At 71.8% G+C, this 25687-nt stretch carries 22 protein-coding genes and 1 tRNA gene; 10 read left to right on the forward strand and 13 right to left on the reverse strand.

Going from position 1 to position 25687, the window contains the following annotated elements; genetic code table 11:
* Positions 1-304 precede the first annotated feature (304 nt).
* The gene (locus LHA35_RS03005; protein ID WP_226604303.1) at positions 305-1483 is read right to left on the reverse strand and encodes a DUF2336 domain-containing protein; all 1179 of its coding nucleotides are present in this window, start codon (positions 1481-1483) and stop codon (positions 305-307) included.
* Positions 1480-2817 (reverse strand): diguanylate cyclase domain-containing protein, encoded by a 1338-nt coding sequence (locus LHA35_RS03010; RefSeq protein WP_226604305.1) that lies wholly within the window; start codon positions 2815-2817, stop codon positions 1480-1482. Before LHA35_RS03010 ends, LHA35_RS03005 begins: the two co-directional genes overlap by 4 nt.
* Positions 2818-3354: 537 nt before the next feature.
* On the opposite strand from LHA35_RS03010, the gene dapD reads away from it, so the two are divergent.
* The 3 genes from dapD (at position 3355) to LHA35_RS03025 (ending at position 6111) form a co-directional block, all read left to right on the forward strand.
* Entirely contained in the window at positions 3355-4194 is an 840-nt protein-coding gene (dapD, locus tag LHA35_RS03015; protein WP_226604308.1) for a 2,3,4,5-tetrahydropyridine-2,6-dicarboxylate N-succinyltransferase, read from the forward strand.
* 178 nt (positions 4195-4372) lie between these two features.
* Positions 4373-5509 carry a succinyl-diaminopimelate desuccinylase gene (dapE, locus tag LHA35_RS03020; protein ID WP_226604647.1) on the forward strand — a complete coding sequence of 379 codons (1137 nt, stop codon included), beginning with the start codon at positions 4373-4375 and terminating at the stop codon, positions 5507-5509.
* A 44-nt stretch (positions 5510-5553) separates the two neighbouring features.
* Entirely contained in the window at positions 5554-6111 is a 558-nt protein-coding gene (locus LHA35_RS03025; RefSeq protein WP_226604311.1) for a hypothetical protein, read from the forward strand.
* Between the two features lie 81 nt (positions 6112-6192).
* Here LHA35_RS03025 and truA read toward each other — a convergent pair whose 3' ends face one another.
* The 3 genes from truA to def form a co-directional block, all read right to left on the reverse strand.
* Positions 6193-6954, reverse strand: a complete 762-nt coding sequence (gene truA / locus LHA35_RS03030; protein WP_226604315.1) for a tRNA pseudouridine(38-40) synthase TruA — start codon at positions 6952-6954, stop codon at positions 6193-6195.
* A gap of 217 nt (positions 6955-7171) precedes the next feature.
* A complete protein-coding gene (gene fmt, locus LHA35_RS03035; protein ID WP_226604317.1) occupies positions 7172-8077 on the reverse strand; it encodes a methionyl-tRNA formyltransferase in 906 nt (301 codons plus the stop codon).
* A gap of 148 nt (positions 8078-8225) precedes the next feature.
* Complete coding sequence (gene def, locus LHA35_RS03040; protein ID WP_226604320.1) at positions 8226-8753, reverse strand: peptide deformylase; 528 nt, start codon at positions 8751-8753, stop codon at positions 8226-8228.
* A gap of 138 nt (positions 8754-8891) precedes the next feature.
* Between def and LHA35_RS03045 the strand changes: the two genes are divergently transcribed.
* Together LHA35_RS03045 and LHA35_RS03050 are read left to right on the forward strand one after the other, a co-directional pair.
* On the forward strand, positions 8892-9380 hold the full coding sequence (locus tag LHA35_RS03045) for an Hsp20 family protein (RefSeq protein ID WP_226604325.1): 489 nt from the start codon (positions 8892-8894) through the stop codon (positions 9378-9380).
* A 121-nt stretch (positions 9381-9501) separates the two neighbouring features.
* Positions 9502-9756 (forward strand): DUF1150 family protein, encoded by a 255-nt coding sequence (locus LHA35_RS03050; protein ID WP_226604328.1) that lies wholly within the window; start codon positions 9502-9504, stop codon positions 9754-9756.
* A 51-nt stretch (positions 9757-9807) separates the two neighbouring features.
* Here LHA35_RS03050 and hpf read toward each other — a convergent pair whose 3' ends face one another.
* The 7 genes from hpf to LHA35_RS03085 form a co-directional block, all read right to left on the reverse strand.
* Positions 9808-10413 (reverse strand): ribosome hibernation-promoting factor, HPF/YfiA family, encoded by a 606-nt coding sequence (gene hpf / locus LHA35_RS03055; protein ID WP_226604332.1) that lies wholly within the window; start codon positions 10411-10413, stop codon positions 9808-9810.
* Between the two features lie 126 nt (positions 10414-10539).
* Complete coding sequence (gene rpoN, locus LHA35_RS03060) at positions 10540-12021, reverse strand: RNA polymerase factor sigma-54 (protein WP_226604333.1); 1482 nt, start codon at positions 12019-12021, stop codon at positions 10540-10542.
* Between the two features lie 57 nt (positions 12022-12078).
* Entirely contained in the window at positions 12079-12846 is a 768-nt protein-coding gene (gene lptB / locus LHA35_RS03065) for an LPS export ABC transporter ATP-binding protein (RefSeq protein WP_226604335.1), read from the reverse strand.
* A complete protein-coding gene (locus tag LHA35_RS03070) occupies positions 12843-13805 on the reverse strand; it encodes an LptA/OstA family protein (RefSeq protein WP_226604336.1) in 963 nt (320 codons plus the stop codon). Before LHA35_RS03070 ends, lptB begins: the two co-directional genes overlap by 4 nt.
* Positions 13802-14494: an LPS export ABC transporter periplasmic protein LptC gene (gene lptC / locus LHA35_RS03075; RefSeq protein WP_226604338.1), complete on the reverse strand. Its 693-nt coding sequence runs from the start codon at positions 14492-14494 to the stop codon at positions 13802-13804. Before lptC ends, LHA35_RS03070 begins: the two co-directional genes overlap by 4 nt.
* Before the next feature lie 209 nt (positions 14495-14703).
* The gene (locus tag LHA35_RS03080; RefSeq protein WP_226604649.1) at positions 14704-15276 is read right to left on the reverse strand and encodes a ribonuclease D; all 573 of its coding nucleotides are present in this window, start codon (positions 15274-15276) and stop codon (positions 14704-14706) included.
* Between the two features lie 176 nt (positions 15277-15452).
* Positions 15453-15539: transfer RNA gene (locus tag LHA35_RS03085), tRNA-Leu, on the reverse strand.
* 407 nt (positions 15540-15946) lie between these two features.
* On the opposite strand from LHA35_RS03085, the gene LHA35_RS03090 reads away from it, so the two are divergent.
* The 4 genes from LHA35_RS03090 (at position 15947) to fzlA (ending at position 23886) form a co-directional block, all read left to right on the forward strand.
* The gene (locus LHA35_RS03090) at positions 15947-16894 is read left to right on the forward strand and encodes a complex I NDUFA9 subunit family protein (RefSeq protein WP_226604340.1); all 948 of its coding nucleotides are present in this window, start codon (positions 15947-15949) and stop codon (positions 16892-16894) included.
* A 263-nt stretch (positions 16895-17157) separates the two neighbouring features.
* On the forward strand, positions 17158-18606 hold the full coding sequence (locus LHA35_RS03095; RefSeq protein ID WP_226604342.1) for an NAD(P)-dependent oxidoreductase: 1449 nt from the start codon (positions 17158-17160) through the stop codon (positions 18604-18606).
* 5 nt (positions 18607-18611) lie between these two features.
* Positions 18612-23150, forward strand: coding sequence for a glutamate synthase large subunit (gene gltB, locus LHA35_RS03100; protein ID WP_226604344.1), 4539 nt, complete (start codon positions 18612-18614; stop codon positions 23148-23150).
* A gap of 67 nt (positions 23151-23217) precedes the next feature.
* Positions 23218-23886, forward strand: a complete 669-nt coding sequence (gene fzlA / locus LHA35_RS03105; protein ID WP_226604345.1) for an FtsZ-binding protein FzlA — start codon at positions 23218-23220, stop codon at positions 23884-23886.
* A 15-nt stretch (positions 23887-23901) separates the two neighbouring features.
* Here the strand turns inward: fzlA and LHA35_RS03110 are convergent, their stop codons facing one another.
* Positions 23902-24732: a tetratricopeptide repeat protein gene (locus LHA35_RS03110; RefSeq protein ID WP_226604347.1), complete on the reverse strand. Its 831-nt coding sequence runs from the start codon at positions 24730-24732 to the stop codon at positions 23902-23904.
* Between the two features lie 45 nt (positions 24733-24777).
* Here LHA35_RS03110 and LHA35_RS03115 point away from each other — a divergent pair, with 45 nt between their 5' ends.
* Positions 24778-25665, forward strand: a complete 888-nt coding sequence (locus LHA35_RS03115) for a Rossmann-fold NAD(P)-binding domain-containing protein (protein ID WP_226604349.1) — start codon at positions 24778-24780, stop codon at positions 25663-25665.
* Positions 25666-25687 lie beyond the last annotated feature (22 nt).

Consider the following 25687-nt stretch of genomic DNA (forward strand, 5'->3'; position numbering starts at 1 on the left):
CAGATCGCGGAGGGGCGTGAACGCCCGGGAGCGTGACTCTGCTCGAAAAACAATGAGCACCAGCGGATGGGCGTTCAGTCTTGAACGCAATCCGCCGTAGGGCGGGAAGCGTCCTGTCCGTCTCCGCGATGCTTGCGCTGCGCGACAGCGACGCGGCGGATATCCCGGCCATCGCCCGGATCCACCGGCGTTGGGTCCTGCACGGGCTCGCCAGCCTCAAGCTGGAGCCGCCTGGCGAGGAGGAGATGGCGCGCCGGCGCGCCGTCATCCTGGCCGGCGGCTTCCCGCCCCTCCGCGATCCGCCCTATCGCGCCTCCACCGGCTCGGACAGCAGTTCGATCTGCCAGCGCATTTCGGCCTCGGTCAGCGGCCAGCCACCCTCCGGCGAGAGGGGGATGGTGGCCGACGGGGCGATGTGGCCGAGCACCGTCTGCGCCGGCAGGGCGCAGCGCGGGGGGAAGCCGGCCTTCCAGCACAGGCTGATCAGCGCCTTGCCGCTGCGCAGCCGCGCCGCGTGCTCGACCGCCCGCATCGGCACGCCGGCCTGCTCCGCCAGCAGCCGCAGCATGGTGCCCTGGTCGCCGTGCAGTCCCGCTTCCTCGAAGGCCAGTTCGGGCGGCAGGTGGCCGGACCCTTGCCGCTCCAGCCGCAGATCGACGCGGGCCCGCAGCACCCGCGCGAGGGTGGGGTCGAGATCGGTGCGTGCGGCCAGCGGCTCCAGCAGATGGTCGGCCACCACCGCGGCCAGCGCCAGGGTCGCGCGCGGGGGCAGGCCGGCGCGACGGACCAGGCGTTGTTGCCATTCCTGATGGGTCGCCGCCTGGGCGATCAGCGTGTCGAGCGTCTTCTCCCGGATGGCGGCGGAGTCGTTTTCCAGCAGGGCCGTGATCGCCTCGGTCCCGGCCCGGGCGGCGACGGCATCCGACAGGCTCTCGCTCAGCCGCGGGCGACGGGCAACCGCCGTTACCGTCTCCGGCACCGGTGGCGCCTCGATCAGCGCCAGCAGGTCGGCCTCGGTCAGCAGGGGGGAAAAGCGGATGACCGGCGCCGCGACCTCCATGGCCGCGTCCTGCGCCAGGCGCAGGATCAGGTCGCGCGGCGCGTCCGGCATCGCCTGCAATTCCTCGGCGATCACCGCCCGCACCATCACCGCGGTGTCGGCCGCGAGCGCGCAGAGGGTCCGCCAGGCAAGCCCATGCAGCCGGTCCGTCGCCTCGGCCAGGGCCGGGGCGCGCGGCGCGAGCTTGCGGCCGATCACGGCCCGCACCCGCGGATCGCCATCCCCGGCCAGCAGGCTATCGGCCTGCGCCGGGGTCGCGGCATTGGCCGCCACGGCCGCACGCACCCGGAGCTGCCCGTCGCCGGCGAGGAAATAGAGGATCTCCGGTGCCGCCTCGGGGTGGGAGGCGAGGGCGATCCGCTCCGCCTCCGTCCCCTCCGCGACGATGCGCTTGGCGGCCTCGTAGGATGGCGGCGGCTTCATGGGGCGCCCCGCTCCGGCGTCGCGGCAGGCCCGTCCAGCACGCAGCGATTCCGCCCGGCGCGCTTGGCGGCGTACATGGCCGCATCGGCGCGCGCCAGCAGCGTCTCCGGCGTGTCCGCATGGCCCGGGCGGCGGATGGCGCAGCCGAGGCTGAAGCTGAGCGGCGGGGTGCCCTCCCGCAAATGGTGGTCGAGCGTGGCGGCGGCGGCGCAGAGCGCGGCGGCGCGCTCGGCGGCGCCCCCGGCATCGGCGCCTTCCAGCCAGAGGGCGAACTCGTCACCGCCGAACCGCGCCACGAGGTCGGTGGGCCGCGTCATCTCCCGCAGCAGCCCCGCCACCGCGACCAGGGCGGCATCCCCGGCCTCATGCCCCAGCTGGTCGTTGATCGGCTTGAAATTGTCGAGGTCGAGAAAGAGCAGCGCGCCCTCCGCCCGGCCCGCCCGCTCCGCATCCAGCGCCTGGCGGCGCAGCCGGCGGCCGAGATCCTCGAGGAAGGCGCGGCGGTTCAGGAGGCCGGTCAGCGCATCGGTGCGCGCCAGGCGCTCCAGCCGCTGCTGCAGCGCCTGGTTGCCGAGCACGACGAAGAGCAGGTCGGCGAGGGCGACCAGCAGGTGCCGGTCATCCGCATCGAAGGGGCGCTGCCCGGCGGCGCGCCAGGCGAGAAGCATCTGTGGCCGGTCATCTGCCGGCGCGTGCGGCAGCAGGGCGAGGCTCTCGCCGGAGGGCCCGTCCGGGAAGCCGGGGCCGGGATGGCTGGCGTAAGGCGCGATCCCGGGCAGCAGCGGCGCCGGGTCGGCACCCCGCCGGTGGGTGACCGTGGGGCCGGCATCGGTCCGCCATTCCAGCACCGCGGCGCCGGCGCAGCCGAGGGCGGTCTGCAGCGCCTCCAGCGTCGCCGCCAGCATCTGCGGCGCCAGCACCGCCCGCCGCACGCGCCGGACCAGCATCTGCAGGGCCTCGGCCCGGCGGAGGGCGACAGCCTGCGCCTCCGCCGCCAGCATCTCCTCGGTGATGTCATGGCCGCAGCCGCGCAGCCCGGCGAAGCGCCCCGCCGCATCGGTCAGCGGCGCGACGGCCAGGCTGAAGCAGGCGCTGCCGCCCCCGGAACGCCGAAGCCAGGCGCGCAGGCCGCGGGTGGGGGCGCGCAGCGCGAAGGGGTCGGGCTCCGGCACGGCCAGCAGCTCCCGCCCCGGGCGGCCGAGCAGCGTCTCCGCCGCCCAGCCGAGCGGGGCATCCGGGGCGAGGAAGGTGAGGCGGCCTTCCGCATCCGTCTCGAAGGCGAGGTCGGCGGCCAGGACCGCGAAGTCCCGCCAGCGCTGGCGCGATTCCAGCAACGCCCCGCGCAGGCCGGGATCCGTTCCCGGCCCGGCATGGCCTGTGGCGGGCGGCGGGGAAGCGTGGGGCGGTGCCGCCAGGCGCCTGGCCCGCGCAGGGCGTGGCGGGGGCGGATCGCGGGCCTGATCTACCGTGTCGTCCAGGGGGCGCATGCGGCGGAATCTCGCCGGATGGGATGAAGGACGCGTTATCGGCCGTCGGCAGGGCGCGTTGACAGGCGCGTGTCGGCATCGGCATGGTCCGCCGCTTCCGAGCCGGGTTGGGGTGTATCTCCCAAGGGCATCGGGTTGGTTGAGGGCCATCGCCTGGGATTTGCGTCCGCAAGCACCAGGGGGGCCTCCGGCGGGTGTTTTCCGCCCTGGCATCAGGCGGCGGCATGTTCTGCACATGCCGTCGGCGGGCCTGCCGATGCATCCCGCATCGGCCGCCTCCGCCGGCCTGCCGGCAGGAGGAATCCCCCGCACCAGCCCGCCACTGCCCTCATTGCGGAGAGACCCTGGCCGGCGCGGGCCGGAATTCGCCTCGGGACACGGATCATGGACGCCAGCACGCTGCAGTCGCGCATCGAAGCCCTGTGGGAGCGCCGCGACACGCTCTCCCCCGCCACCGGCGGGGATGACCGCGCCACCATCGAGGCGGCGCTGGAACTGCTCGATTCCGGCAAGGCCCGGGTGGCCGAGCCGGCCGGCGCCGCGGGCGAGTGGCGGGTGAACCAGTGGCTGAAGCAGGCGGTGCTGCTCTCCTTCCGCCTGACCGATTCGGCGCCGATGGACACGGCCGCCGGCGCCTATGACAAGGTGCCGCTGAAATTCCAGGGCTGGGGCCCGAACCGCTTCAAGGAAGCCGGCTTCCGCGCCGTGCCGGGCGCCGTGGTGCGGCGTTCCGCCCATATCGCGCCCGGCGTGGTCCTGATGCCCTCCTTCGTCAATCTCGGTGCCTATGTCGACCGCAACACCATGGTCGATACCTGGGCGACCGTCGGTTCCTGCGCCCAGATCGGCAAGAACGTGCATCTCTCGGGCGGCGTCGGCATCGGCGGCGTGCTGGAGCCGCTGCAGGCCAATCCAGTGATCATCGAGGATGACTGCTTCGTCGGCGCTCGCTCCGAGGTCGCGGAGGGCGTGATCGTCGAGCGCGGCGCGGTGCTCTCCATGGGCGTCTTCATCGGCGCCAGCACCAAGATCATCGATCGCGCCACGGGCCAGGTTCATGTGGGCCGCGTCCCCTCCTATTCCGTGGTGGTGCCGGGCAGCCTGCCCGGCAGGCCGCTGCCGGACGGCACGCCTGGGCCCTCGCTCTACTGCGCCGTCATCGTGAAGCGGGTGGATGAGCAGACCCGCGCCAAGACCAGCATCAACGAGCTGCTGCGCGACTGACGCGCGCCATGGCCGCGCGGCGCCTGCCGCGCGGCCGAGACACCGGGGCAGATCGCGGGACGCCGTGCACGACCGGACGCGCGAATCTGCTCGAGGAACAAGAGGCCCCAGCCGATTGCCGTTCGATTCCGGACGCAATCCGCTGTAGGAGCCCGGCGTGACCCGGACCGAGCAAGGCATGCGCAACACCCCGACCGATCCGCTGCCGCTGGCACAGGCGCTGATCCGCTGCCCGAGCGTGACCCCGGCCGATGCCGGCGCGCTCGGCGTGCTGGAGGCGGCGCTCGCGCCGCTCGGCTTCACCTGCCACCGGCTGCGCTTCGGCGAGATTGAGAACCTCTATGCCCGGCGCGGCACCGGCGGGCCGCATTTCTGCTATGCCGGCCACACCGATGTGGTGCCGCCCGGCCCGGCCGAGGGCTGGGCGGACGACCCTTTCTCCGGCCTGGTGAAGGACGGCACGCTTCATGGCCGTGGCGCCTGCGACATGAAGGGCGGCATCGCCGCCTTCCTCGCCGGGCTGACCGACTACCTCGCCGCCAATCCCGGCCATCCCGGCAGCATCAGCCTGCTGATCACGGGGGATGAGGAAGGCCCGGCCAGGGACGGCACGGTGAAGGTGCTGGAATGGATGGCCGGGCGCGGCGAGATCCCGGACATGGCGCTGGTCGGGGAGCCGACCTCCCGCGCGCGCCTGGGCGATATCGTCAAGGTCGGCCGCCGCGGCAGCATGACGGCCTATATCACGCTGCTGGGCACCCAGGGGCACAGCGCCTATCCGCAGCGCGCCGACAACCCGATCCACCGGCTGGTGCGGGTGCTGCACCGGCTGATCGCGCAGCCGATCGACCAGGGGAGCGAGTTCTTCGAGGCGACGACCCTGCAGGTGACCGGCTTCGATGTCGGCAACACGGCGAACAACGTCATCCCCGGCGAGGCGCGGGCGATGCTCAACATCCGCTTCAACGACCTGCACACCAGCGCCTCCCTGACCGAGATGCTGCATGCGGCGCTGCAGGCGGAGGAGGCGCGCTACGAGATGCGCATCGACTGCTCGGGCGAGAGCTTCCTGACCCAGCCCGGCCCCTTCGTGGATGCGCTGCGGCGGGCCGTGGTCCGGGCCACGGGCGCGGAGCCGGCGCTGGATACCGGCGGCGGCACCTCCGATGCCCGCTTCATCGCCCGCTACTGCCCGGTGGCGGAGCTGGGTGCGGTCGGGTCCACCATGCACAAGGTGAATGAGTGCGTGCCGGTCGCGGAATTGCGGGAGCTCGCCGGGCTCTACCGCATGGTGCTCGAGGAGGCCTTCGCCTGAGCGGCGCCCCTGCCGGAGCCCCCGCGCCGCCGCCGACGCGGGAGGTGATCTCGGCCGGGCTGCGCGGCGCCTTCCGCCTGGCCCAGGGCAAGCCGGATGGGCTGGCGCTGATCGACCTGACGCCGGAGGGCATCCTGCGCAGCTTCTGGGCGGCGGCGATCTGCCTGCCCGGGTTCCTCGCGCTCAAGCTGTTCGGTTGGGCGGATGGCGATGGGCCGGCCGGCGGGCTCGGGCGCGGGGTGCTGGCGGAGCTGATCGGCTTCATCGTCGCCTGGGCTGGCTTTGCGCTGGCTACTTTGCCGCTGGCGGAGGCGCAGGGGCGCAAGGCGGACTGGCCGCGCTTCATCGCCGCCTGGAACTGGGCGAATGTGGTCCAGTACTTGGTGCTGCTGGCGCTGACGGTGCCGACGCTGCTCGGCCTGCCCGGGCTGCTGGCGCATGGGCTGGGGCTGGCCGCCATCGGCTACGCGCTCTGGCTGGAGTGGTTCGTGACGAAGACCGCGCTGCGGATCGCCGGCGGGCCGGCGGCGATGTTCGTCGTGCTCGACCTGCTGCTCGGCGTCTTCGTCGGCGGCTTCGTCGCCCGGCTGGGCGGGGGCTGAACCCGGACCGGTCCAGGCCAGAGACCGGCGCGGTGGGGGAGAACGGGCGCCCATGGATGGGGCAGGGCCCGCTCGCTCGTATCACGCCCAGTCCGGCTCCTCCGCATAGCGTACGAAGGTGAAGCACAGCCCCTCCGCCGGCGCGGTCATCCCCGCCCGGGTCCGGTCGCGGCTGTCCAGCACCTGCCTTGGCCAGGCCACCCCGCGCCTGCCCTGGCCGACCTCCAGCAGGGTGCCGACCAGGTTGCGCACCTGGTGGTGCAGGAAGCTGCGTGCCTCCACCGTCACCACCACCTCCTCGCCGATGCGCGCCACATCCAGCCGGTCGAGCGTCCGCAGGGCGGATTTCGCCTGGCAGGCGGCGGCCCGGAAGGCGGAGAAATCGTGCTTCCCGAGCAGACGCTGCGCCGCCGCATGCATCGCCGCGGCATCCAGCGGCGCCTTCACATGCCAGACCCGGCCATCCTCCAGCGCCGGCCGGGCGCGGCGGTTGAGGATGCGGTAGCGGTAGCCGCGATGGATGGCGGAGAAGCGGGCATTCCAGCCGGGCGGGGCCAGGCCGGCGCGCAGCACGGCGACGGGGTGGGGCCGGGTGTGGAAGTCCAGTGCCTCCCGCAGCCTCTGGGGTTCGATCTCGCGCGCGAGCTCGATCTGCGCCACCTGCCCCTCGGCATGCACCCCGGCATCGGTGCGGCCGGCGGCGATGGCGGCGGGCGGCACGCCGCCGTTCAGCTTCGCCGCCGCCTCCTCCAGCACCTGCTGAACCGAGAGGCCATTCGCCTGCCGCTGCCAGCCGACGAAGGGGCCGCCATGGTATTCCAGCGTGAGGGCATAGAGCGGCATCAGCCGCCCGATCGCCGGAGCGCAAGGCGCGGAGGCGTGAATCGGCCGGCCGGCAAACCGCCCGATCGCCGGAGCGCAAGGCGCGGAGGCGTGAATCGGCCGGCCGGCAAACCGCCCGATCGCCGGAGCGCAAGGCGCGGAGGCGTGAATCGGCCGGCCGGCAAACCGCCCGATTGCCGGAACGCGAGGCGCGTGCGAGTGAATCGGCCGGCTTGCATCAGCCGAGCAGGGTGCCCGGCGGCAGCGGGAAGCCGCGCAGGAAATCCGCCGCCGGCAGCGGGCCGCGTCCGGGGCGCTGGAGACGGAGCAGGCGGAGCGCGCCGCTGCCGCAGGCGATGGTGGCGGCCTCGTCCAGCACCGTGCCGGGCGCACCGCCGCCGGCGGCGGGTTCGGCCGCCAGCACGCGGATCGCCTCCCCGCCATGTCGGAAGAAGGTGCCGGGCCAGGGGTTCAGCGCCCGCACCCGGCGGTCCAGCGCCGCGGCCTCCTGCACCCAGTCCAGCCGGCCATCCTCCTTGGTCAGCTTCGCCGCATAGGTCACGCCCGCCTCGGGCTGCGGCATGGGCGGCGGCGCCTCGGCCAGGGCGCGCAGGATGAGCCTGGCGCCGAGGTCCGCCAGGGCGTCGTGCAGTTCCGGCGTGGTGGTGCGCGGCCCGATCGGCACGGCGCCCTTCAGCAGCATCGGGCCGGTGTCGAGCCCTTCCTCCATCTGCATGATCGTCACGCCGCTCTCGGCATCGCCGGCCAGGATGGCGGCGTGGATCGGCGCCGCGCCGCGCCAGCGCGGCAGCAGGGAGGCGTGGATGTTGAGGCAGCCGCGGCGCGGCGCCTCCAGCATGGGTTTCGGCAGGATCAGTCCATAGGCGGCGACCACCGCCGCATCCAGGTCGAGCGCGGCGAAGGCAGCATGTTCGGCGACATCCTTCCGCACCCGGGCCGGGCTGCGCACGGGCAGGCCGAGCGCGAGTGCGGCGCGGTGGACGGGGCAGGGGGTCTCCTTCTGGCCGCGGCCGGCCGGACGGGGCGGCTGGCAATAGACCGCCGCGATCTCGTGCCCGGCGCCGTGCAGGGCATGCAGGGCGGGGACGGCGAAGTCCGGGCTGCCCATGAAGGCCAGTCTCATGGGCCGGTATCCGGCGTTATCGCTGCCCGGCCGTGGCGGGCCGTAATGGCATGCGCGGCCCGCCTCGCTCCCGGCGCGAGGCGGAGCGGGGCCCGCATCGGCCCCTTTCCACCCCGGTCGCGCGGGGGAGGGAGGGCCGCCACGGCGCTCACGCCCGCGCCTTCGCCTTCAGATCCTTGGCAAGCTTCCTAAGAATCATGTTGCGCTTCAGCGTGCTGAGGTGGTCCACGAACAGCACGCCGTCGAGATGGTCGTATTCATGCTGCAGGCAGGTCGCCAGCAGCCCGTCCGCCTCGATCTCCCGCTTCGCGCCGGTCAGGTCCAGGTAGCGCATCTTCACCCGGGCCGGGCGCGTCACATCGGCATACTGGCCGGGGAGGGAGAGGCAGCCTTCCTCCCGCACCGCCAGTTCCTCGCTGAGCGCCAGGATCTCCGGGTTCACCAGCACCATCGGGTCCGGCTTCTCCTCCTTCTGGAGGTCCACCACGAACATCCGCAGCAGGCTGCCGACCTGCGGCGCCGCCAGCCCGATCCCCGGCGCCTTGTACATGGCGTCCAGCATCCTGGGCGCGAGTTCGCGCACGGCATCGGCATCGGCCGGCCCGACCGGGCGGGCCTTGGTGCGCAGCCGCGTATCGGGGACCAGGAGGATGGGCAGGGTATCGGCTTCGGACATCACGGGATCACTCTGGGCGCCCCGGAAGTAGCCCCCGCCTGCCCCCCTTGCAACGGCGGCGGCGCCTGACAACATTCCCAGCCGTGGCAGGGTGCTTCGGGCCCGGCCGCCCGCTTCGCTCCGCATGAGGAGGCTACCGTGTCGCGTCCATCGGTCTTCGGTTCGCCGCTCTTTCTCGGCTTCGACCATCTCGAGCAGATGCTCGACCGGGTCGCCAAGAATGCCGATGGCTATCCACCCTACAATATCGAGCAGACCGGCGATAACCGGCTGCGCATCACCCTCGCCGTCGCCGGCTTCGCGATGGAGGACCTGCAGATCACGCAGGAGGACAACCAGCTCGTGATCCGCGGCCGGCAGAAGGATGACTCGGAAGGCCGGATCTTCCTCCACCGCGGCATCGCCGCGCGGCAGTTCCAGCGCGCCTTCGTGCTGGCCGAGGGGATCGAGGTGGAAGGGGCTTGGCTCGACAACGGTCTGCTGCATGTGGAGCTGCGCCGGCCCCAGCCGGAGGTGCGGGTGAAGACCATCCCGATCGCCGGCGGCACCACCGCGAACGGGCCGGCGGCTGCCAAGGTCAACGGGGCCGGACGGCCCGTTGTCGAAGGGCGTGCCACGCGGGGCTGATCCCGCGGGACGCCATCAAGAGCCGGAGCGGAGGGGCGAACCAAGCGTGCCACGCGGCGCTTGGGTAACACCGATGCTCCAGGCCGCATGGGCTTCGGCCATGCCGGAAGGAGAATGTGAGATGAAGAGCAGCAACCCTACCAACGGCCCGGCGGATGCGTCGCAGGTGGCGCTGTCGCTGCGCGAGCTTTCCGTGGCCGACTGGCAGCGCTTCGGCGCGCAGGAGATCGCCTATATCCGGCCGGTGGTCGTGAATGGCGTGCATGCCATGGCGATCCACGCCGCGGACGGCACCCCGATCGGCGCCGCGCCGAATGCCGAGCTGGCGATCGCCGCCATCCTGCAGCATGAGATGGCGCCCGCGCTGGTGCATTGAGGTCCCCATCCGGGGGTGGGAAGATCTCCCGCCCCCGGGGCCGCGCGGCGTTCAGGCCGCGGGCGCGTCGATCCAGCCGATGCAGCCATCCGGCCGACGATAGACCACATTCAGCGCGCCGGAACCGCTGTTGCGGAACATCAGCACCGCCTGGTGCGTGAGGTCGAGGCGCATCACCGCCTCGCCCACTGTCAGCCGGGCGATCTCGGTCGGCTGTTCGGCGACGACCACGCTGTGGTCCACCTTCGCGCCGTCGATCGGGGCGGCATCCTGCTCCTCCGCCTCCTCCTCCGGCTGCAGCACGTATTGCGTCGCGGTCTCGGCCGCGATGTCGCGCGCCTCAGCGAGGCTGCGGGCGTGATCGTTCACGCGGCGGCGGTAGCGGCGCAGGCGCTTCGCGACATGCTCGGCCGCCACCTCGAAGGCGCGGTGGGCGTCCGGCCCCTCGCCCTCGCCCCGCATGAACAGGTTGCGCCCGGCCTTGAGGTTGATGTCGCAGGCGAAGGCGCCCTTCACCTTTGCATCGCGCCGGAAGGTCACGTTCGCCTCCAGCGCATGGTCGAAGTACTTGCGCGCGATGGAGGCCAGGCCCTCCCGGACATGCGTCTGCAACGCTTCCCCGGTCTCGACCTGCTTTCCGGCTACGGTGATGTGCATGAAGGCATGCCCTCCTTGACTGGGGGAGGGGCCGCCCGGCGGGGCCCGCGGCGGCGCGGCGCGGAAGGCGCGCCGTGCCCCGAGTGCGTGCCGTCCGGCGATTCCGAAGGGGCCGGGACGGCAGGATCAGGCCGGGACGGCCTTCTCCCGTTTGCGCTGCACCGAAGATGGGATGCGCAGCGCCTCGCGGTATTTGGCCACGGTTCGGCGGGCGATGTCCACGCCTTCCTGGCGCAATTTCTCCACGATCGCATCATCCGAAAGTACTGCGTCCGGGTCCTCCGCCGCGACCATGGCGCGGATCCGCCAGCGCACCGCCTCGGCGCTGTGCTGCTCGCCGCCCTGGGTGCCGGCGATGGCGGTGGTGAAGAAATATTTGAGCTCGAAGGTGCCGCGGGGGGTTGCAATGTATTTGTTCGCGGTCACGCGGCTGACCGTGCTCTCGTGCATCTGCACCTCCTCCGCGATGTCGCGCAGGATCAGCGGGCGGAGATGCTCGACGCCGTGGCGGAAGAAGGCGTCCTGCCGGCGGACGATCTCCTGCGCCACCTTGATGATGGTGCTGGCGCGCTGCTCCAGGCTCTTCAGCAGCCAGTTCGCGCTCTGCAGCTTCTCCGCCAGGAAGACCCGGTCGTCCTTGCTGCGGGCCCCGACCTGGCAGCGGGCATAGAAGCCGCGCCTGACCAGCACGCGCGGCAGCGTCTCCGGGTTCAGCTCCAGGATCCAGCCGCCATCCTCGCCGCGGCGCATCAGCACGTCCGGCACCACCGCCGGCGCCGGCGGCGCGTCGAAGCTCGCGCCCGGCTTGGGGTCGAGCCGCTTCAACTCGGCGATCATGTCCGAGAGGTCCTCGGCATCCACGCCGCAGACCGCCATCAGCCCGGCGCGGTCGCGCCGCGCCAGCATCTCCAGATTGTCGAGCAGCGCCTGCATGGCCGGGTCCAGCCGGTTCTGCTCGGCGAGCTGGACGGCGAGGCATTCCGCCAGGCTGCGGCAGAACATGCCGACCGGCTCGAAGCGCTGCATGCGCGCGCGCACGGCGGCGACCTTCGCCAGCTCGCAGCCCATCGCCCGGGCGATCGCCGCGTCCTCCACCGCCAGCCGCCCGGCCGGGTCCAGCAGCGCGATCATCTGCGCGGCGATCAGCCGGTCCCGCGCATCCTCGAAGGTGAGGCGCACCTGCTCGCCGAGGTGCTCGCGCAAGGAGCGGCCGCCGCTGGCCAGATCCTCGATGCCCGAGAGATCGTCGGCGAAATCGGCCCGGCCGCCGCGGCCATAGGGGGATTCATAGCCGCCGCTGTCATAGACATTGTCCCACTCGGCATCGAGCGGCCCGGCCTGCTCCTGCGGCAGCGCGTCGGAGACGGCGGCGGCATGGGCGTCCGGCGCCTCCGGCGCGGCGGGCAGGGGATCGACGCGATGGCCATCATCCGGCCCGGGCTGCGGGCGCTCGTCGCGCTCCAGCAGCGGGTTGCGCTCCAGCTCCTCCTCGACGAAGGCGGCGACTTCCAGGTTGCTCGACTGCAGCAGCTTGATGGCCTGCCGCAATTGCGGCGTCATGACCAGGGACTGCGACTGCCGCAGGTCGAGGCGGGGCGCGAGGCTCATGCGCCGGCCCCGCGGCGGGCGGGCGGGCGCGGCAGCCCGGCTACCCGCATGGCGCGCTCACAGGCTGAAGCGCTCACCGAGATAGACCCGCCGCACGCCCTCATGCGCCACGATGTCGCGCGGCGCGCCTTCCATCAGCACCTGGCCATCATGCAGGATATAGGCGCGATCAATGATCTCCAGCGTCTCCCGCACATTGTGGTCGGTGATCAGCACGCCGAGCCCGCGGTCCTTCAGATGCTTCACCAGGTCCCGGATCTCCCCGACCGCGATCGGGTCGATGCCGGCCAGAGGTTCGTCGAGAAGGATGTAGGAAGGGTGAGTGGCGAGCGCGCGGGCGATCTCGCAGCGCCGCCGCTCGCCGCCCGAAAGGGCGAGCGCCGGGGCGCGGCGCAGATGCGCGATGCCGAACTCGGCCAGCAGCGCGTCCAGCATCTGCTCCCGCCGGTCGCGCACCGGCTCCACGACCTCGAGCGCCGCGCGGATGTTGTCCTCGACGCTGAGGCCACGGAAGATCGAGGCCTCCTGCGGCAGGTAGCCCAGGCCGAGCCGGGCGCGGCGGTACATAGGCAGGTGGGTCACGTCATGGCCGTCCATGACCACCTGGCCCTCATCGGGCTGCACCAGGCCGGTGATCATGTAGAAGGTCGTGGTCTTGCCGGCGCCGTTCGGGCCGAGCAGCCCCACCGCCTCGCCGCGCTTCAGGTTGATCGAAACGTTCCGCACCACCGGCCGCTTGCGGTAGCGCTTGCCGAGGCCATAGGCGGCGAGGCCGCCCTCGCCGGGCATGGCCTTCAGCACGGGGGCGGGGGAGGCCTCGTTCATCGGCCGATCCTCGCCGAGCCGGGCTGCTGCTGCTGAGCCGGCTGCTGCTGCCCGGCGCCGTCCTGCTGCGGGACGATCAGCCCCTGCACCCGCGCGCCTGGGGCGGAGACCAGCCGGGCGACGCCGGTGCGCATGTTCACGATGGCCTCCCGGCCGTTGATCTGGTTGTCGCCGCGGGTGATGCGTACCTCGCCCAGCAGCCGGGCCATGCCGGTCTGGGCGCTGTAGACGCCGCGATCGCCGCGCACCACCTCGGTCGCAGTGCGGATCTCGACATTGCCATAGGCCTCGACCCGGTCCATGCGGCCGGCGCCGGGAGGCTCGCGCTCCCCGGGCGCCGCCACCGGGCGGGGCGCCGGCGCGGCGCCGGGCGTGCCGGCGCCTTCCAGGAAATAGGCGACCAGCGTGTCGGCGGCGATGCGGCGGTTCTCCGCCGGCTCCGTGACCACCGCATTGCCGCGCGCCACCGCCATCCGGCGCTGGGACCAGTATTCCAGGCTTTCCCTGGCGGTGATCACCTGGCTCTGGGTGGCCAGCGAAAGGTCGCGGCCGGTCAGCACCAGCACCGCCTGGTCCACGTCATAGACCGCGCGGTCGCCGCGGGCGGTGTCGGTCGCGGTGCGGATGGTGACGCGCCCCTCCGCCTCCAGCCGCCAGATCTCGTTGTTGCCGCCGCGCGCGGGGTCCGCCGAGGGCTCCGCTGGCTGGGGGGCGGCAGGATCGCGCTGGCCGGCGGGGCGGTAGCGCGCCAGCAGCCGCTCCGCCTCCACCGTCACCCCGCCACGGATGGCGCGCGCATTGCCGCGGGCGATCACCACCTGCTCGGCCTGGCGCCATTCGATGCCGTCATTCGCGGTCAGGTCCACCGGCCCGCCCTGGGACAGGTCGATGCCCTGGGCCGCGGCCAGCCGGGGCAGTGCCAGCAGCCCGGCGGCGAGGAGCATCCAGCGGCGCCTCACCGGCCGCCCTCCAGCACCGCATGCGACCGGCCGGTGAAGATCACCACGGCGCCGCGCTCGCGCAGGCGGAAGCCCTCGGCGGTCAGGGTGCCGAAGCCGCCCTGCGCCGCCACCGGCGCATCGCCGCTGGCCGTGCCGGCCTCCACCTGCACGGAGGCCTCGTTGGTGCGCAGCATGGTGCCGTTGTCATGGTAGATCGTGACATCGCCCGTCAGGTCGAGCCGGCCCGCCGGCTTGTCGTAGCGACCGGCCTCCGACTGCACATAGATCCAGGCGCCGTCGCCCAGGACGATGTCGCCGCGCGGTTCCTCCAGGTTGAGGATCTCCTCGCTGCCTTCCTGTTGCCCGGCGCGGGCGGTGACGGTGAAGGGACGGTTCAGCTCGTCCACGCCCTGGTAGCGCGGATTCACCACCCGCAGCGCCTCGGCGCGCGGCTCCACGGTACGGCGGAAGCTGACGCGCGAGCGGTCCTCATTGCCTTCGATCTCCGGCCAGAACACCACCGCGGCCAGCAGGCCGAGGGCGAGGACCGGCAGCAGGCGCTTGGTCCAGGCCACCAGGAAGCGACGGCGGGCGAGCTGCCCCGGCTTTGGTGCGCGGCGGGCGCGGGAGGGCGGCAGCATATGCCGCGGGGCTGCGGCCGTCCGGGCCGCGACCGACGGCATGGGGGGGGACCGGTCCTGCTTCACGGTCGGTCTCCGGCGACGTCCCGGCGGCACTGGGCGGCGGGCCCGGGGCGGTGGTGCCGGCACGGTGCGGGGGCGGGAAGGGTCAGGTCCACGGGCCGATGTATGAGGGGTGCGGGGACGGGGGTCAATGAGCCGTCTCCGTAGCGGACAAGAATCGTGCCAGGGTGTGGCCGCACGGCAGTGTGGCCGGGCGGCAGGGGTGGCGGCGGTCAGTGCGCCAGGATGTCCGGGTCGGCGTAGCCCAGCAGGTCCAGCTCGCCCCGGACCGGCAGGAAGCGGAAGCATTCCTGCGCCAGGGCCAGCCTTCCCTCACGCCGCAGCAGCCCCTCCAGCCTGGCCCAGAGGGCGTGCAGATGGAGGACGTCCGAGGCGGCATAGGCCATCTGCTCGGCAGTCAGCTCGGCCGCGCCCCAGTCGGAGCTCTGCTGCTGCTTCGAGATCTCGACGCCCAGCAATTCCTTGCAGAGGTCCTTCAGGCCATGCCGGTCGGTGAAGGTGCGGACCAGCTTGGACGCCACCTTGGTGCAGACCACCGGCGCGACGGGGACGCCGAGATGCAGCCGCAGCGCGGCGCAGTCGAAGCGGGCGAAATGGAAGAGCTTGGTGGTGGCCGGATCGGCCAGCAGGCGCTTCAGGTTCGGACAGTCGGCGCCGCGGCCGCCCATGCCCGGCGGGATGATCTGCACGAGATGCGCATCGCCGTCGCCGGAGGAGAGCTGCACGAGGCAGAGCCGGTCCCGGTGCGGGTTGAGGCCCATGGTTTCGGTGTCGATCGCCACCATCGGACCGAGATCGAGGCCATCGGGCAGGTCGTGCCGGTGCAGGTGGATCACGGCGGGGCTCCCTGGAGAGGCGCCGCGCGAAAAGAGGGTGGCTCGCACGAGGCCCGAAATCTGGTTCAGCGGAGCCGGTTCCGTCCGGTGCGTCCCGGTTGGGGGTCTGACCCCGCTGCGGGAAATGGTGCCCAGGAAAGGACTCGAACCTTCACGACCTTGCGGTCACTGGCACCTGAAGCCAGCGCGTCTACCAATTCCACCACCTGGGCACAGGGTGCGGAGCCGACGGGGCGTTGTCCGCCGGTGGAGGGGGGAATAAGGCGCCGGAGAGGGAGCGTCAAGCGCCCCCGCGCAGCATTTTTCCTGAGCCAGGGTGGGCGCTTACGACCGGCCTCTCATTCTGTCTCGCAGACAGGCCGGCGCATGTCTGCGGCCTCGGTCGCCGGCGGCCTGGCTGCGCCGCGTCGTGGCCGCACCCCTTCGGGCGGTCAGCCGCCGATGGCGGCTGCGGGCCGGGATTCATGCCGGCGGAGACCGGCGCTGGGGCGGCCCGGCGGACCCGCCGCGCGGGGGGGGGGCGGTCCGCCGCGGCCGGGAAGAGGCCGGCCTGGCTTGGCGCTGCGAGGCACCCACCATATGGTCCGCCGCCCCCCAACATGGCTGGAGCCCCAAGAGCATGCGCGGAAGCACGGTACGCAAGGTTGCCACGGTCTTCGGGGGCTCCGGCTTCATTGGCCGCTACGTGGTCCAGCGGCTGGCCCATCTCGACTATGTGGTGCGGGTCGCCACCACCCATCCGGACAAGGCGCGCTTCCTGCAGACCCAGGGACGTGTCGGGCAGATCGTCCCGCTCGCGGCTGGCGTCGACGATCCCGGCGCCGTGGCCCGCGCCGTTGCGGGCGCCGATCTGGTGGTGAACCTGGTCGGCATCCTGCATGAGCGGAAGCCGGGCGACTTCCAGCGCATCCACCGCGAGGGCGCCGCGACCGTCGCCCGCCTCGCGGCCGAGGCGGGGGTGGAGCGGTTGGTGCATGTCTCGGCGATCGGCGCCGACCCGGACAGCCCGAGCCGCTACGGCAGGACCAAGGGCGAGGGCGAGGCGGCGGTGCGGGCGGCCTTCCCGGCGGCGGTGATCCTGCGCCCCTCCATCGTCTTCGGGCCGGAGGACCAGTTCTTCAACCGCTTCGCCGGCATGGCGCGGATGCTGCCCTTCATGCCGGTGGTGGCCGGCAATGCCCGGTTCCAGCCGGTCTATGTCGGCGACGTGGCCGATGCGGTGATGGCCGCCGCAGCGCGCGACGACGCGGCCGGCAAGACCTATGAACTGGGCGGGCCGCGGGCGATGAGCTTCCGCGAGCTGCTGCGCTTCATCCTGGACACCACCGGCCACCGCCGGCCGATGCTGGACATGCCGGGCGGGCTGGTGCGGCTGCAGGCGAGGCTGTCCGAATTCCTGCCCAACCCGCCGCTGACCCGGGATCAGCTGCTGATGCTGCAGCGGGACAATGTGGTCGCGCCCGGCGCGCCCGGCTTGGCCGAACTCGGCATCGCACCGAAATCCGTGGAGGCGGTGGTGCCGGGCTACCTGAAGCGGTTCCGGCCGGGCGGCGGGCAGCGCGGCTAGCCTGCGGCAGTTTGGTCCGATCCGGACCAAACTGCCCGCCGAGCGTTGCCAGCTGATTGCGAGCGCGGTCCCGATGCCGAATTAAAGGTCAGCTATGCTGACCTGACGCCGAAAAAAGACTCGCCATCAGCGGCACGCACCCGTATTGCTGCGCACAACGCCCTCGCGGGCGGCCGGATGCGCGTGCCCGGGATGGCGGCGACGTGCAGGCCCTGGCTGGCCCGCGACCTTTCGCCTGTTCTGTGAATGCAAGGACCGCGCCAATGGCCGAACGGATGCTGCAATTCGTGCGTCTCTCCCAGGCCCAGCCGGAGAAACGCGACGTCGCGGCCCGCCGGGCGGATTTCGGCGAGATCTACCAGTACCAGGAGTTCGACACCGGCGCGGCCTCCCAGCAGGCCAGCCGCTGCAGCCAGTGCGGCGTGCCCTTCTGCTCGGTCCACTGCCCGCTGAACAACAACATCCCGGACTGGCTGAAGCTGACCGCCGAGGGGCGGCTGGAGGAGGCGTACGAGGTCTCCTCGGCGACCAACACCTTCCCCGAGATCTGCGGCCGCATCTGCCCGCAGGACCGCCTCTGCGAAGGCAATTGCGTCATCGAGAAGGGCTTCGAGAGCGTCACCATCGGCGCGGTCGAGCGCTACATCACCGACACCGCCTGGGAGAAGGGCTGGGTCAAGCCGCCGAAGCCCCGGCAGGAGCTGCCCTGGAGCGTCGGCATCATCGGCGCCGGCCCGGCCGGCCTGGCGGCCGCCGAGAAGCTGCGCCTGCGCGGCTACCAGGTGCATGTCTACGACCGCTACGACCGCGTCGGCGGCCTGATGATCTACGGCATCCCTGGCTTCAAGCTGGAGAAGGAGGTCGTCCTCCGCCGCTGGAAGCAGTACGAGGAAGGTGGGATCCATTTCCACCTGAACTGCGCCATCGGCCGCGACGTGACGCTGGCCGAACTGCGCGAGCGGCACGACGCCGTCTTCATCGCGACCGGCGTCTACAAGGCGCGCGACATCGATTGCGTCGGCAGCGGCCTCGGCGGGATCGTCCCCGCGCTCGAATACCTGACGGCCTCCAACCGCAACAACCTGGGCGATCCGGTCCCGGCCTTCGAATCCGGTGCGCTGGATGCCAAGGGCAAGCGCGTGGTCGTCGTGGGCGGCGGCGACACCGCCATGGACTGCGTCCGCACCGCGGTGCGGCAGGGCGCCGTCTCCGTCACCTGCCTCTACCGGCGGGACAAAGCGAACATGCCGGGCTCCATGCGGGAGGTGAAGAACGCCGAGGAGGAGGGCGTGGAGTTCACCTGGCTGGCGGCGCCCGAAGCCTTCCTGGGCGACACGCAGGTGACCGGCGTGCGCGCCGTGCGCATGCATCTCGGCCTGCCGGACGCGACCGGCCGCCAGCAGGTGGCGCCGGTCCCGGGCAGCGCCTTCACCATCCCCTGCGACCTCGCCATCAAGGCGCTGGGCTTCGACCCCGAGGACCTGCCGAAGGCCTTCGACGAGCCGGCCCTGCCGGTGACCCGCTGGGGCACGCTGAAGGTGAACCACCGCACCATGATGACGGAACTCCCCGGCGTCTTCGCCGGCGGCGACATCGTCCGCGGCGCCTCCCTGGTGGTCTGGGCGATCCGCGACGGCCGCGACGCGGCCGATCAGATCGATGCGTATGTGAAGGCGAAGGCCGGCCAGAAGCTGGCCGCGGCGGCGGAGTGAGGACCATGGACGGCATCATCGAGAACGGCGCGGCCTTCGTCGGAAACTTCGCCGCCAACAAGGCCCGTCTCGAGGCCGCGCAGATCGACACGACCGAGCACGATGCCTGCGGTGTCGGCCTGGTCGCCTCGCTTGACGGCAAGCCGCGCCGCGGCGTGGTGAAGGCCGGCATCGATGCGCTGAAGGCGGTCTGGCACCGCGGCGCGGTGGATGCCGACGGCAAGACCGGGGACGGCGCCGGCATCCATATCGAGATCCCGCAGGATTTCTTCGCCGAGCATGTGCAGCGTGGCGGCGACCGCCTGCGCCCGGGCCGCATCGCGGTCGGCATGGTCTTCCTGCCGAAGACCGATTTCGGCGCGCAGGAGCGCTGCCGGCAGATCGTCGAGGCCGAGATCCTGGCCGCCGGCTACGGCATCTATTCCTGGCGCCAGGTGCCGATCCATGTCGGCTGCATCGGCGAGAAGGCGAATGCGACGCGCCCCGAGATCGAGCAGATCCTGGTCTACGACCCGGAGCAGCGCGACGAGGCGACCTATGAGCGCGACCTCTATGTCATCCGCCGGCGGATCGAGAAGCAGGCCATCGCCTCGCAGATCCCGGAACTCTACCTCTGCTCGCTCTCCAGCCGCTCGATCATCTACAAGGGCATGTTCCTGGCGGAGCACCTGACGGAGTTCTACCCGGACCTGCTGGACGAGCGCTTCGTCTCCCGCTTCGCGATCTACCACCAGCGCTACAGCACCAATACCTTCCCGACCTGGCGCCTGGCGCAGCCCTTCCGGATGATCGCGCATAACGGCGAGATCAACACGGTCAACGGCAACATCAACTGGATGAAGAGCCATGAGACGCGGCTCTCCCACCCGTTGCTCGACCCCTATCTGGACGACATCAAGCCGGTGATCCAGGCCGGCGGCTCCGACACGGCGACGCTCGACAACGTCTTCGAGCTGCTGGTGCGCGGCGGCCGCGACGCGCCGATGGCCAAGGCGATGCTGATCCCGGAGAGCATCGGCAACAACGCCACGATGCCGGCGGCGCATCGCGACTTCTTCCTCTACTGCAACGCGGTGATGGAGCCCTGGGACGGCCCGGCCGCCGTCTGCGGCACGGATGGCCGCTGGGTGGTCGCCGGCCTCGACCGCAACGGGCTGCGGCCGTTGCGCTACACCCAGACCGCGGACGGGCTGCTGATCATCGGCTCCGAGACCGGCATGGTGAAGATCGCCGAGGAGCAGATCGTCGCCAAGGGCCGTGTCGGCCCCGGCCAGTGCATCGGCGTGGACCTGGAGGAAGGCCGCTTCTACGGCGATGCCGAGCTGAAGGACATGCTGGCGGCGCGCCGGCCCTTCGGCCAGTGGACCGAGCGCACCATCCGCATCGACGGCATCGTCCGCGCCGAGCAGGGCGAGCCGGTGCAGTTCCAGGGCGAGGAGCTGCGCCGCCGGCAGCTCGCGGTCGGCTACACGCTGGAGGAGCTGGAGACCATCCTGCACCCGATGGTGGAGGAGGCGGCCGAGGCGGTCGGCTCCATGGGCGACGACACGCCGATCGCGGTGCTTTCCAGCCAGTATCGCGGCCTGCACCACTATTTCCGCCAGACCTTCAGCCAGGTCACCAACCCGCCGATCGACAGCCTGCGCGAGACGCGGGTGATGACTCTGAAGACGCGCCTCGGGAATCTCGGGAACATCCTCGATGAGGACCCGACCCAGTGCGACATGCTGATGCTGGACAGCCCGGTGCTGTCCAACGCCGAATTCGCCGCCATGCGCCAGTATATGGGCGCGACCGCCTGTGAGGTGGACTGCACCTTCGCGGTGGCCGAGGGCGGGCCCGGCCTGCGCCGCGCGCTGGAGCGCATCCGGCACGAGGCGGAGGAGGGCGTGCGCAGCGGCTGCGCCCATATCATCCTGACCGACGAGGCGCAGGGGCCGGAGCGCGCGCCGATCCCGATGATCCTCGCGGTCAGCGCCGTGCATTCGCATCTGGTGAAGACCTCGCTCCGCACCTTCACCAGCCTGAACGTTCGCACCGCCGAATGCGTGGACGTGCACTATTTCGCGGTGCTGATCGGCGCCGGCGCCACCACGGTGAATGCCTATCTGGCGCAGGAGAGCATCGCGGATCGCCACCGGCGCGGGCTGTTCGGCGACCTGTCGCTGAAGGATTGCGTCGCCCGCTACAAGAAGGCGGTGGACAAGGGCCTGCTGAAGGTGATGTCCAAGATGGGCATCTCCGTCATCAGCAGCTATCGCGGCGGCATGAATTTCGAGGCCATCGGCCTCTCCCGCGCCCTGGTCGCCGAATTCTTCCCGGGCATCCCCTCCCGCATCTCGGGCATCGGCCTGCAGGGCATCGCGCGGCGCGTGCTGGCGCTGCACCGCACCGCCTGGGACGCGGATGCGGTGACGCTGCCGGTCGGCGGCCTCTACAAGCTGCGCAAGCGTGGCGAGAGCCACGCCTTCGATGGCGGCCTGATCCACACCCTGCAAAAGGCGGTGGAGACGGACAGCTACTCCACCTTCAAGCGCTATTCGGACGCGGTGCGCAAGCTTCCGCCCGTCGCGCTGCGGGATCTGCTGGACTTCCGCACGGAAGCCCGCACGGCCGTGCCGCTGGAGGAGGTGGAGAGCATCACCGAGATCCGCAAGCGCCTGGTCGCGCCCGGCATCTCGCTCGGCGCCCTGAGCCCCGAGGCGCATGAGACGCTGTCCATCGCCATGAACCGCATCGGCGCGCGGTCCGACAGCGGCGAGGGCGGCGAGGACCCGGCGCGGGCGAAGCCGCGCCCGAACGGCGACAACGCCAACAGCGCCATCAAGCAGATCGCCTCGGGCCGCTTCGGCGTCACCGCCGAGTACCTGAACGCCTGCAAGGAGATCGAGATCAAGGTCGCGCAGGGCGCCAAGCCCGGCGAGGGCGGGCAGCTTCCGGGCTTCAAGGTGACGGGGCTGATCGCCAGGCTCCGGCATTCGACGCCAGGCGTGACCCTGATCTCGCCGCCGCCGCACCACGACATCTACTCGATCGAGGATCTGGCGCAGCTCATCTACGACCTGAAGCAGATCAACCCGGAGGCCACGGTCTGCGTGAAGCTGGTCTCGCGCAGCGGCATCGGCACCATCGCGGCCGGCGTGGCGAAGGCCAAGGCCGACGCCATCCTGGTCTCCGGCCATTCCGGCGGCACCGGCGCCTCGCCGGTCTCCTCCATCAAATATGCCGGCCTGCCCTGGGAGATGGGCCTGTCCGAGACGCATCAGGTGCTGCAGCTCAACCGGCTGCGGCACCGGGTGAAGCTGCGGACGGATGGCGGCATCAAGACCGGCCGCGACGTGGTGATCGCCGCCATGCTCGGCGCCGAGGAATTCGGCATCGGCACGGCCAGCCTCGTCGCCATGGGCTGCATCATGGTCCGGCAGTGCCACAGCAACACCTGCCCCGTGGGTGTCTGCACCCAGGATGAGGCGCTGCGGCAGAAATTCGCGGGCAGCCCGGAGAAGGTGATCAACCTCTTCAGCTTCGTGGCGGAGGAGGTGCGGGAGATCCTGGCCTCCCTCGGCTTCCGCAAACTGACCGACGTGATCGGCCGGACCGACCTGCTGAAGCAGGTCAGCCGCGGCTCGGAGGACCTGGACGACCTCGACCTGAACCCGCTGCTGGTCCAGGCCGATGCCGGCGGCCATGCCAGCTACTGCACGCTGGAAGGCCGGAACGAGGTGCCGGAGACGCTGGACGCCGACATGATCCGGGACGCCGCGGCGCTGTTCGAGCGCGGCGAGAAGATGCAGCTCCAGTACAACATCCGGAACACCCACCGGGCGATCGGCACCAAGATCAGCAGCAAAATCACCCGGAAATTCGGGATGACCGGGCTGCAGCCGGGGCACCTGGCAGTCCGGCTGCGCGGCACCGCCGGCCAGTCGCTCGGCGCCTTCGCCGTCCAGGGCCTGAAGCTGGAGGTCTTCGGCGACGCCAACGACTATGTCGGCAAGGGCCTTTCGGGTGCCACCATCGTGGTTCGCCCGGCGCCCTCCTCGACGCTGGTCTGGAACGAGAACGCCATCATCGGCAATACCTGCCTCTATGGCGCGACGGCGGGCGAGCTCTTCGCCGGCGGCCAGGCCGGCGAGCGCTTCGCGGTCCGCAACTCCGGCGCGACGGCGGTGGTCGAGGGCTGCGGGGCGAATGGCTGCGAGTACATGACGGGCGGCACGGTCGTCATCCTCGGGCCGGTCGGCGACAATTTCGGCGCCGGCTTCACCGGCGGCATGGCCTTCCTCTATGATGCGGAGGAGACCTTCGAAAAGCGGGTCAACCCGGACACGCTGCTCTGGTCCCGCCTCGCCTCCGCGCATTGGGAAGGCGTGCTGAAAGCCCTGGTGGAGCGGCATGTGCGGGAGACCGGCTCGCGCCTGGCCGCCCGTCTGCTGCACAACTGGGCGCAGGAGCGCGACCGGTTCTGGCAGGTGGTGCCCAAGGAGTATGCGAAGTACCTGCCCGTCCCGATGACGGAGGCGGCGGCGGTCGCCGCCGAGTAGACTCAACCAGGGGGGAAGGCGCCGCCGGCGCTTTCCCCGCTGCGGCACGGATGGCATAAGACATGCCGTGCGAATCCTGTATCACCTGCCGCTCTCGCCCTTCGCCCGCAAGGTCCGCCTTGCCATGGCGGAAAAGCGCATCCCCTTCGAGCTCCGCGTGGAGCGTGTCTGGGAGCGGCGGCCCGAATTCCTGGAGCTGAACCCGGCCGGAACCGTGCCGGTGCTGCAGGAGCCGAACGGCCTCGCCATCGCGGACAGCTACGCCATCTGCGAATACCTGGACGAGGCCTATCCGGATACCGGCCTGTTCGGCCGGACGCTGGCGGAGCGGGCCGAGGTGCGGCGGCTGGTCGCCTGGTTCGACGGCAAGTTCAACGCCGAGGTCACGCGCAACCTGCTGTTCGAGAAGCAGATGAAGCGCCTGCTCGGCCGCGGCAACCCGGATGCCTCGGCGATCCGTGCCGGTTACCAGAACCTGCGCCCGCACCTGGAATATATCGGCTGGCTGGCGGAGAACCGGGCCTGGCTGGCGGGGCCGCAGGTGAGCCTGGCGGATTTCGCCGCCGCGGCGCATCTCTCCGCGCTCGACTATACCGGGGATGTGGAGTGGAGCCTGAACGAGGCGGCGAAGGACTGGTATGCGCGCTGCAAGTCGCGCCCCTGCTTCCGCTCCCTTCTGGCCGAGCGGGTCGGCGGCATCACCCCGCCGACGCATTACGCCGATCTGGATTTCTGAGACCGGCCGCGCCGGCTACCGACGCTGCGGCCCTGCCTCGTTCAGGGCCAGGTTCTGCTGCGCCAGATCGGCCGCGGCGCTGTCCGGCGCCAGCGCGATCGTCCGCTGCCAATCCGCACGCGCGCCCGCCGTGTCGCCGCGCAATTGCCGGATGATGCCGCGCTCCAGCAGCGCCTCGGCATTCTCCGGCGCCAGGCGCAGCGCCCGGTCCACCGCGGCCATGGCCTGCTCCACCCGCTCCAGCCGCCGCAGCGCGGCGGCGCGGAACACCCAGGCCTCCGCCCGCTCGGGATCGGCGGCGACCACCCGGTCCAGGTCACCCAGCGCATCCGCGTAGCGGCCGAGCGTGCCGAGCGCGACCGCCCGGTCCATCATCAAATCCAGATCGCCCGGCGCGATGGTCAGCCCCATGGTCGCGGCCGCAAAGGCCCGACCGGACTGGTTGGCCAGCATCCAGGCCTGCACCGCCTGGGCATAGACCGCGGCGCGCGCCGGCGTGCTGCCGGCGCTGGTCCGCGCCAGTTGCTCCAGCCGCTCCGCCGCCTTCTCCGTCTCGCCGGTCGCCAGCAGCGCGAGGGCGCCGCAATGCTTCGCACCCTCGCCGCCGCCCGCGCCGTCCCAGGCCTCGGCGAAGGCGAGCGCGCCCTCGGGGTCGCGGCGCAGGCGGCCCAGGCATTCCTCATATTGCGGCCCGATCGCCAGGCGCGGCATGTCGGGCGGCAGCGGCAGGGAGTCGCCGGCGGCCTCCGCCTCCGGCCCCTGCACCAGAACCAGGGCGGTCCCGGCCAGGGCGGCCAGCAGCACGGCAGCCAAGGTGCCGAGCAGGACGGAGCGGATGCGGTTCACCGCACGACCCTAGCGGAGTGCGCGAATCGACGCCAGATCGGCGGCATGGCGGATCAAGAGAGAGGCAGCCCGGACCGGCTGGTCGTGGCCGGGCTGGGCTACAGCGGCATCGCGGTGGCGCGGGCGGCCGCGGCGGCGGGCTGGCAGGTCAGCGGGACGGCGCGCGACCCGGGGCGCGTCGTGCCGCCGGAGGGCGTTGCGGTCGTGGCCTTCGAAGCGGCGGGGGAGGCGATCGCCGCTGCTACCCATCTGCTGGTCACCACGCCGCCGGGGGAGGCGGGCGACCCTGTCCTCGCCGCCCATGCCGGGGCGATCCGCGCCGCGCCCGGCCTGCGCTGGATCGGCTATCTCTCCACCACGGGGGTCTATGGCGATCGTGGCGGCGCGGCAGTGGATGAGACAACGCCGCCCGCGCCGGGGCAGGCGCGCAGCCGGCGCCGGCTGGCGGCGGAGCAGGCCTGGGCCGCGCTGGCCGGCGGGCGCGCGGTCGATCTCTTCCGCGTCGGCGGGATCTACGGCCCCGGCCGCAGCAGCTTCGACGACCTGCGGGCGGGCACGGCGCGCCGCACGATCAGGCCCGGCCACCTCTTCGGCCGCATCCATCGCGACGACATCGCCCTCGCCGTGCTGGCCGCCCTGCGCCAGGCGCCGCCACCCGGCCTCAGGGTGCTGCACCTGGTGGATGACGAGCCGGCCGAGAGCGCGGCGGTGGTCGAGGAAGCGGCGCGGCTGCTCGGCCTGGCGCCGCCGCCGGCGATTCCCTTCGAGCAGGCCTGGCCCGCCATGTCCCCCATGGCGCGCAGCTTCTGGGCGGAACGCCGCGTGGTCACCAACAAGGCGACCAAGGCGGCGCTCGGCATTGCCTGGCGCTACCCGAGCTACCGCGAGGGGCTGCGCGCCATCCTGGCCGAGGAGGGGGGCGGGGCGGCGTAGGGCCGATCGCCGGGGGGGAGGC

This window comes from Roseicella aerolata (assembly GCF_020523605.1).
Lineage (GTDB): Bacteria > Pseudomonadota > Alphaproteobacteria > Acetobacterales > Acetobacteraceae > Paracraurococcus > Paracraurococcus aerolatus.

What these genes read in the sequence shown, in the direction of transcription:
- lptB (WP_226604335.1), bottom strand. Translation starts at nt 12,846, where the DNA reads ATGAACGAGGCCTCCCCCGCCCCCGTGCTGAAGGCCATGCCCGGCGAG.
- fmt (WP_226604317.1), bottom strand. Translation starts at nt 8,077, where the DNA reads ATGAGACTGGCCTTCATGGGCAGCCCGGACTTCGCCGTCCCCGCCCTG.
- gltB (WP_226604344.1), top strand. Translation starts at nt 18,612, where the DNA reads ATGGACGGCATCATCGAGAACGGCGCGGCCTTCGTCGGAAACTTCGCC.
- LHA35_RS03095 (WP_226604342.1), top strand. Translation starts at nt 17,158, where the DNA reads ATGGCCGAACGGATGCTGCAATTCGTGCGTCTCTCCCAGGCCCAGCCG.
- LHA35_RS03090 (WP_226604340.1), top strand. Translation starts at nt 15,947, where the DNA reads ATGCGCGGAAGCACGGTACGCAAGGTTGCCACGGTCTTCGGGGGCTCC.
- LHA35_RS03050 (WP_226604328.1), top strand. Translation starts at nt 9,502, where the DNA reads ATGAAGAGCAGCAACCCTACCAACGGCCCGGCGGATGCGTCGCAGGTG.
- truA (WP_226604315.1), bottom strand. Translation starts at nt 6,954, where the DNA reads ATGCCGCTCTATGCCCTCACGCTGGAATACCATGGCGGCCCCTTCGTC.
- rpoN (WP_226604333.1), bottom strand. Translation starts at nt 12,021, where the DNA reads ATGAGCCTCGCGCCCCGCCTCGACCTGCGGCAGTCGCAGTCCCTGGTC.
- hpf (WP_226604332.1), bottom strand. Translation starts at nt 10,413, where the DNA reads ATGCACATCACCGTAGCCGGAAAGCAGGTCGAGACCGGGGAAGCGTTG.
- LHA35_RS03005 (WP_226604303.1), bottom strand. Translation starts at nt 1,483, where the DNA reads ATGAAGCCGCCGCCATCCTACGAGGCCGCCAAGCGCATCGTCGCGGAG.
- LHA35_RS03080 (WP_226604649.1), bottom strand. Translation starts at nt 15,276, where the DNA reads ATGGTGGCGATCGACACCGAAACCATGGGCCTCAACCCGCACCGGGAC.
- dapD (WP_226604308.1), top strand. Translation starts at nt 3,355, where the DNA reads ATGGACGCCAGCACGCTGCAGTCGCGCATCGAAGCCCTGTGGGAGCGC.
- dapE (WP_226604647.1), top strand. Translation starts at nt 4,373, where the DNA reads ATGCGCAACACCCCGACCGATCCGCTGCCGCTGGCACAGGCGCTGATC.
- LHA35_RS03115 (WP_226604349.1), top strand. Translation starts at nt 24,778, where the DNA reads ATGGCGGATCAAGAGAGAGGCAGCCCGGACCGGCTGGTCGTGGCCGGG.
- def (WP_226604320.1), bottom strand. Translation starts at nt 8,753, where the DNA reads ATGTCCGAAGCCGATACCCTGCCCATCCTCCTGGTCCCCGATACGCGG.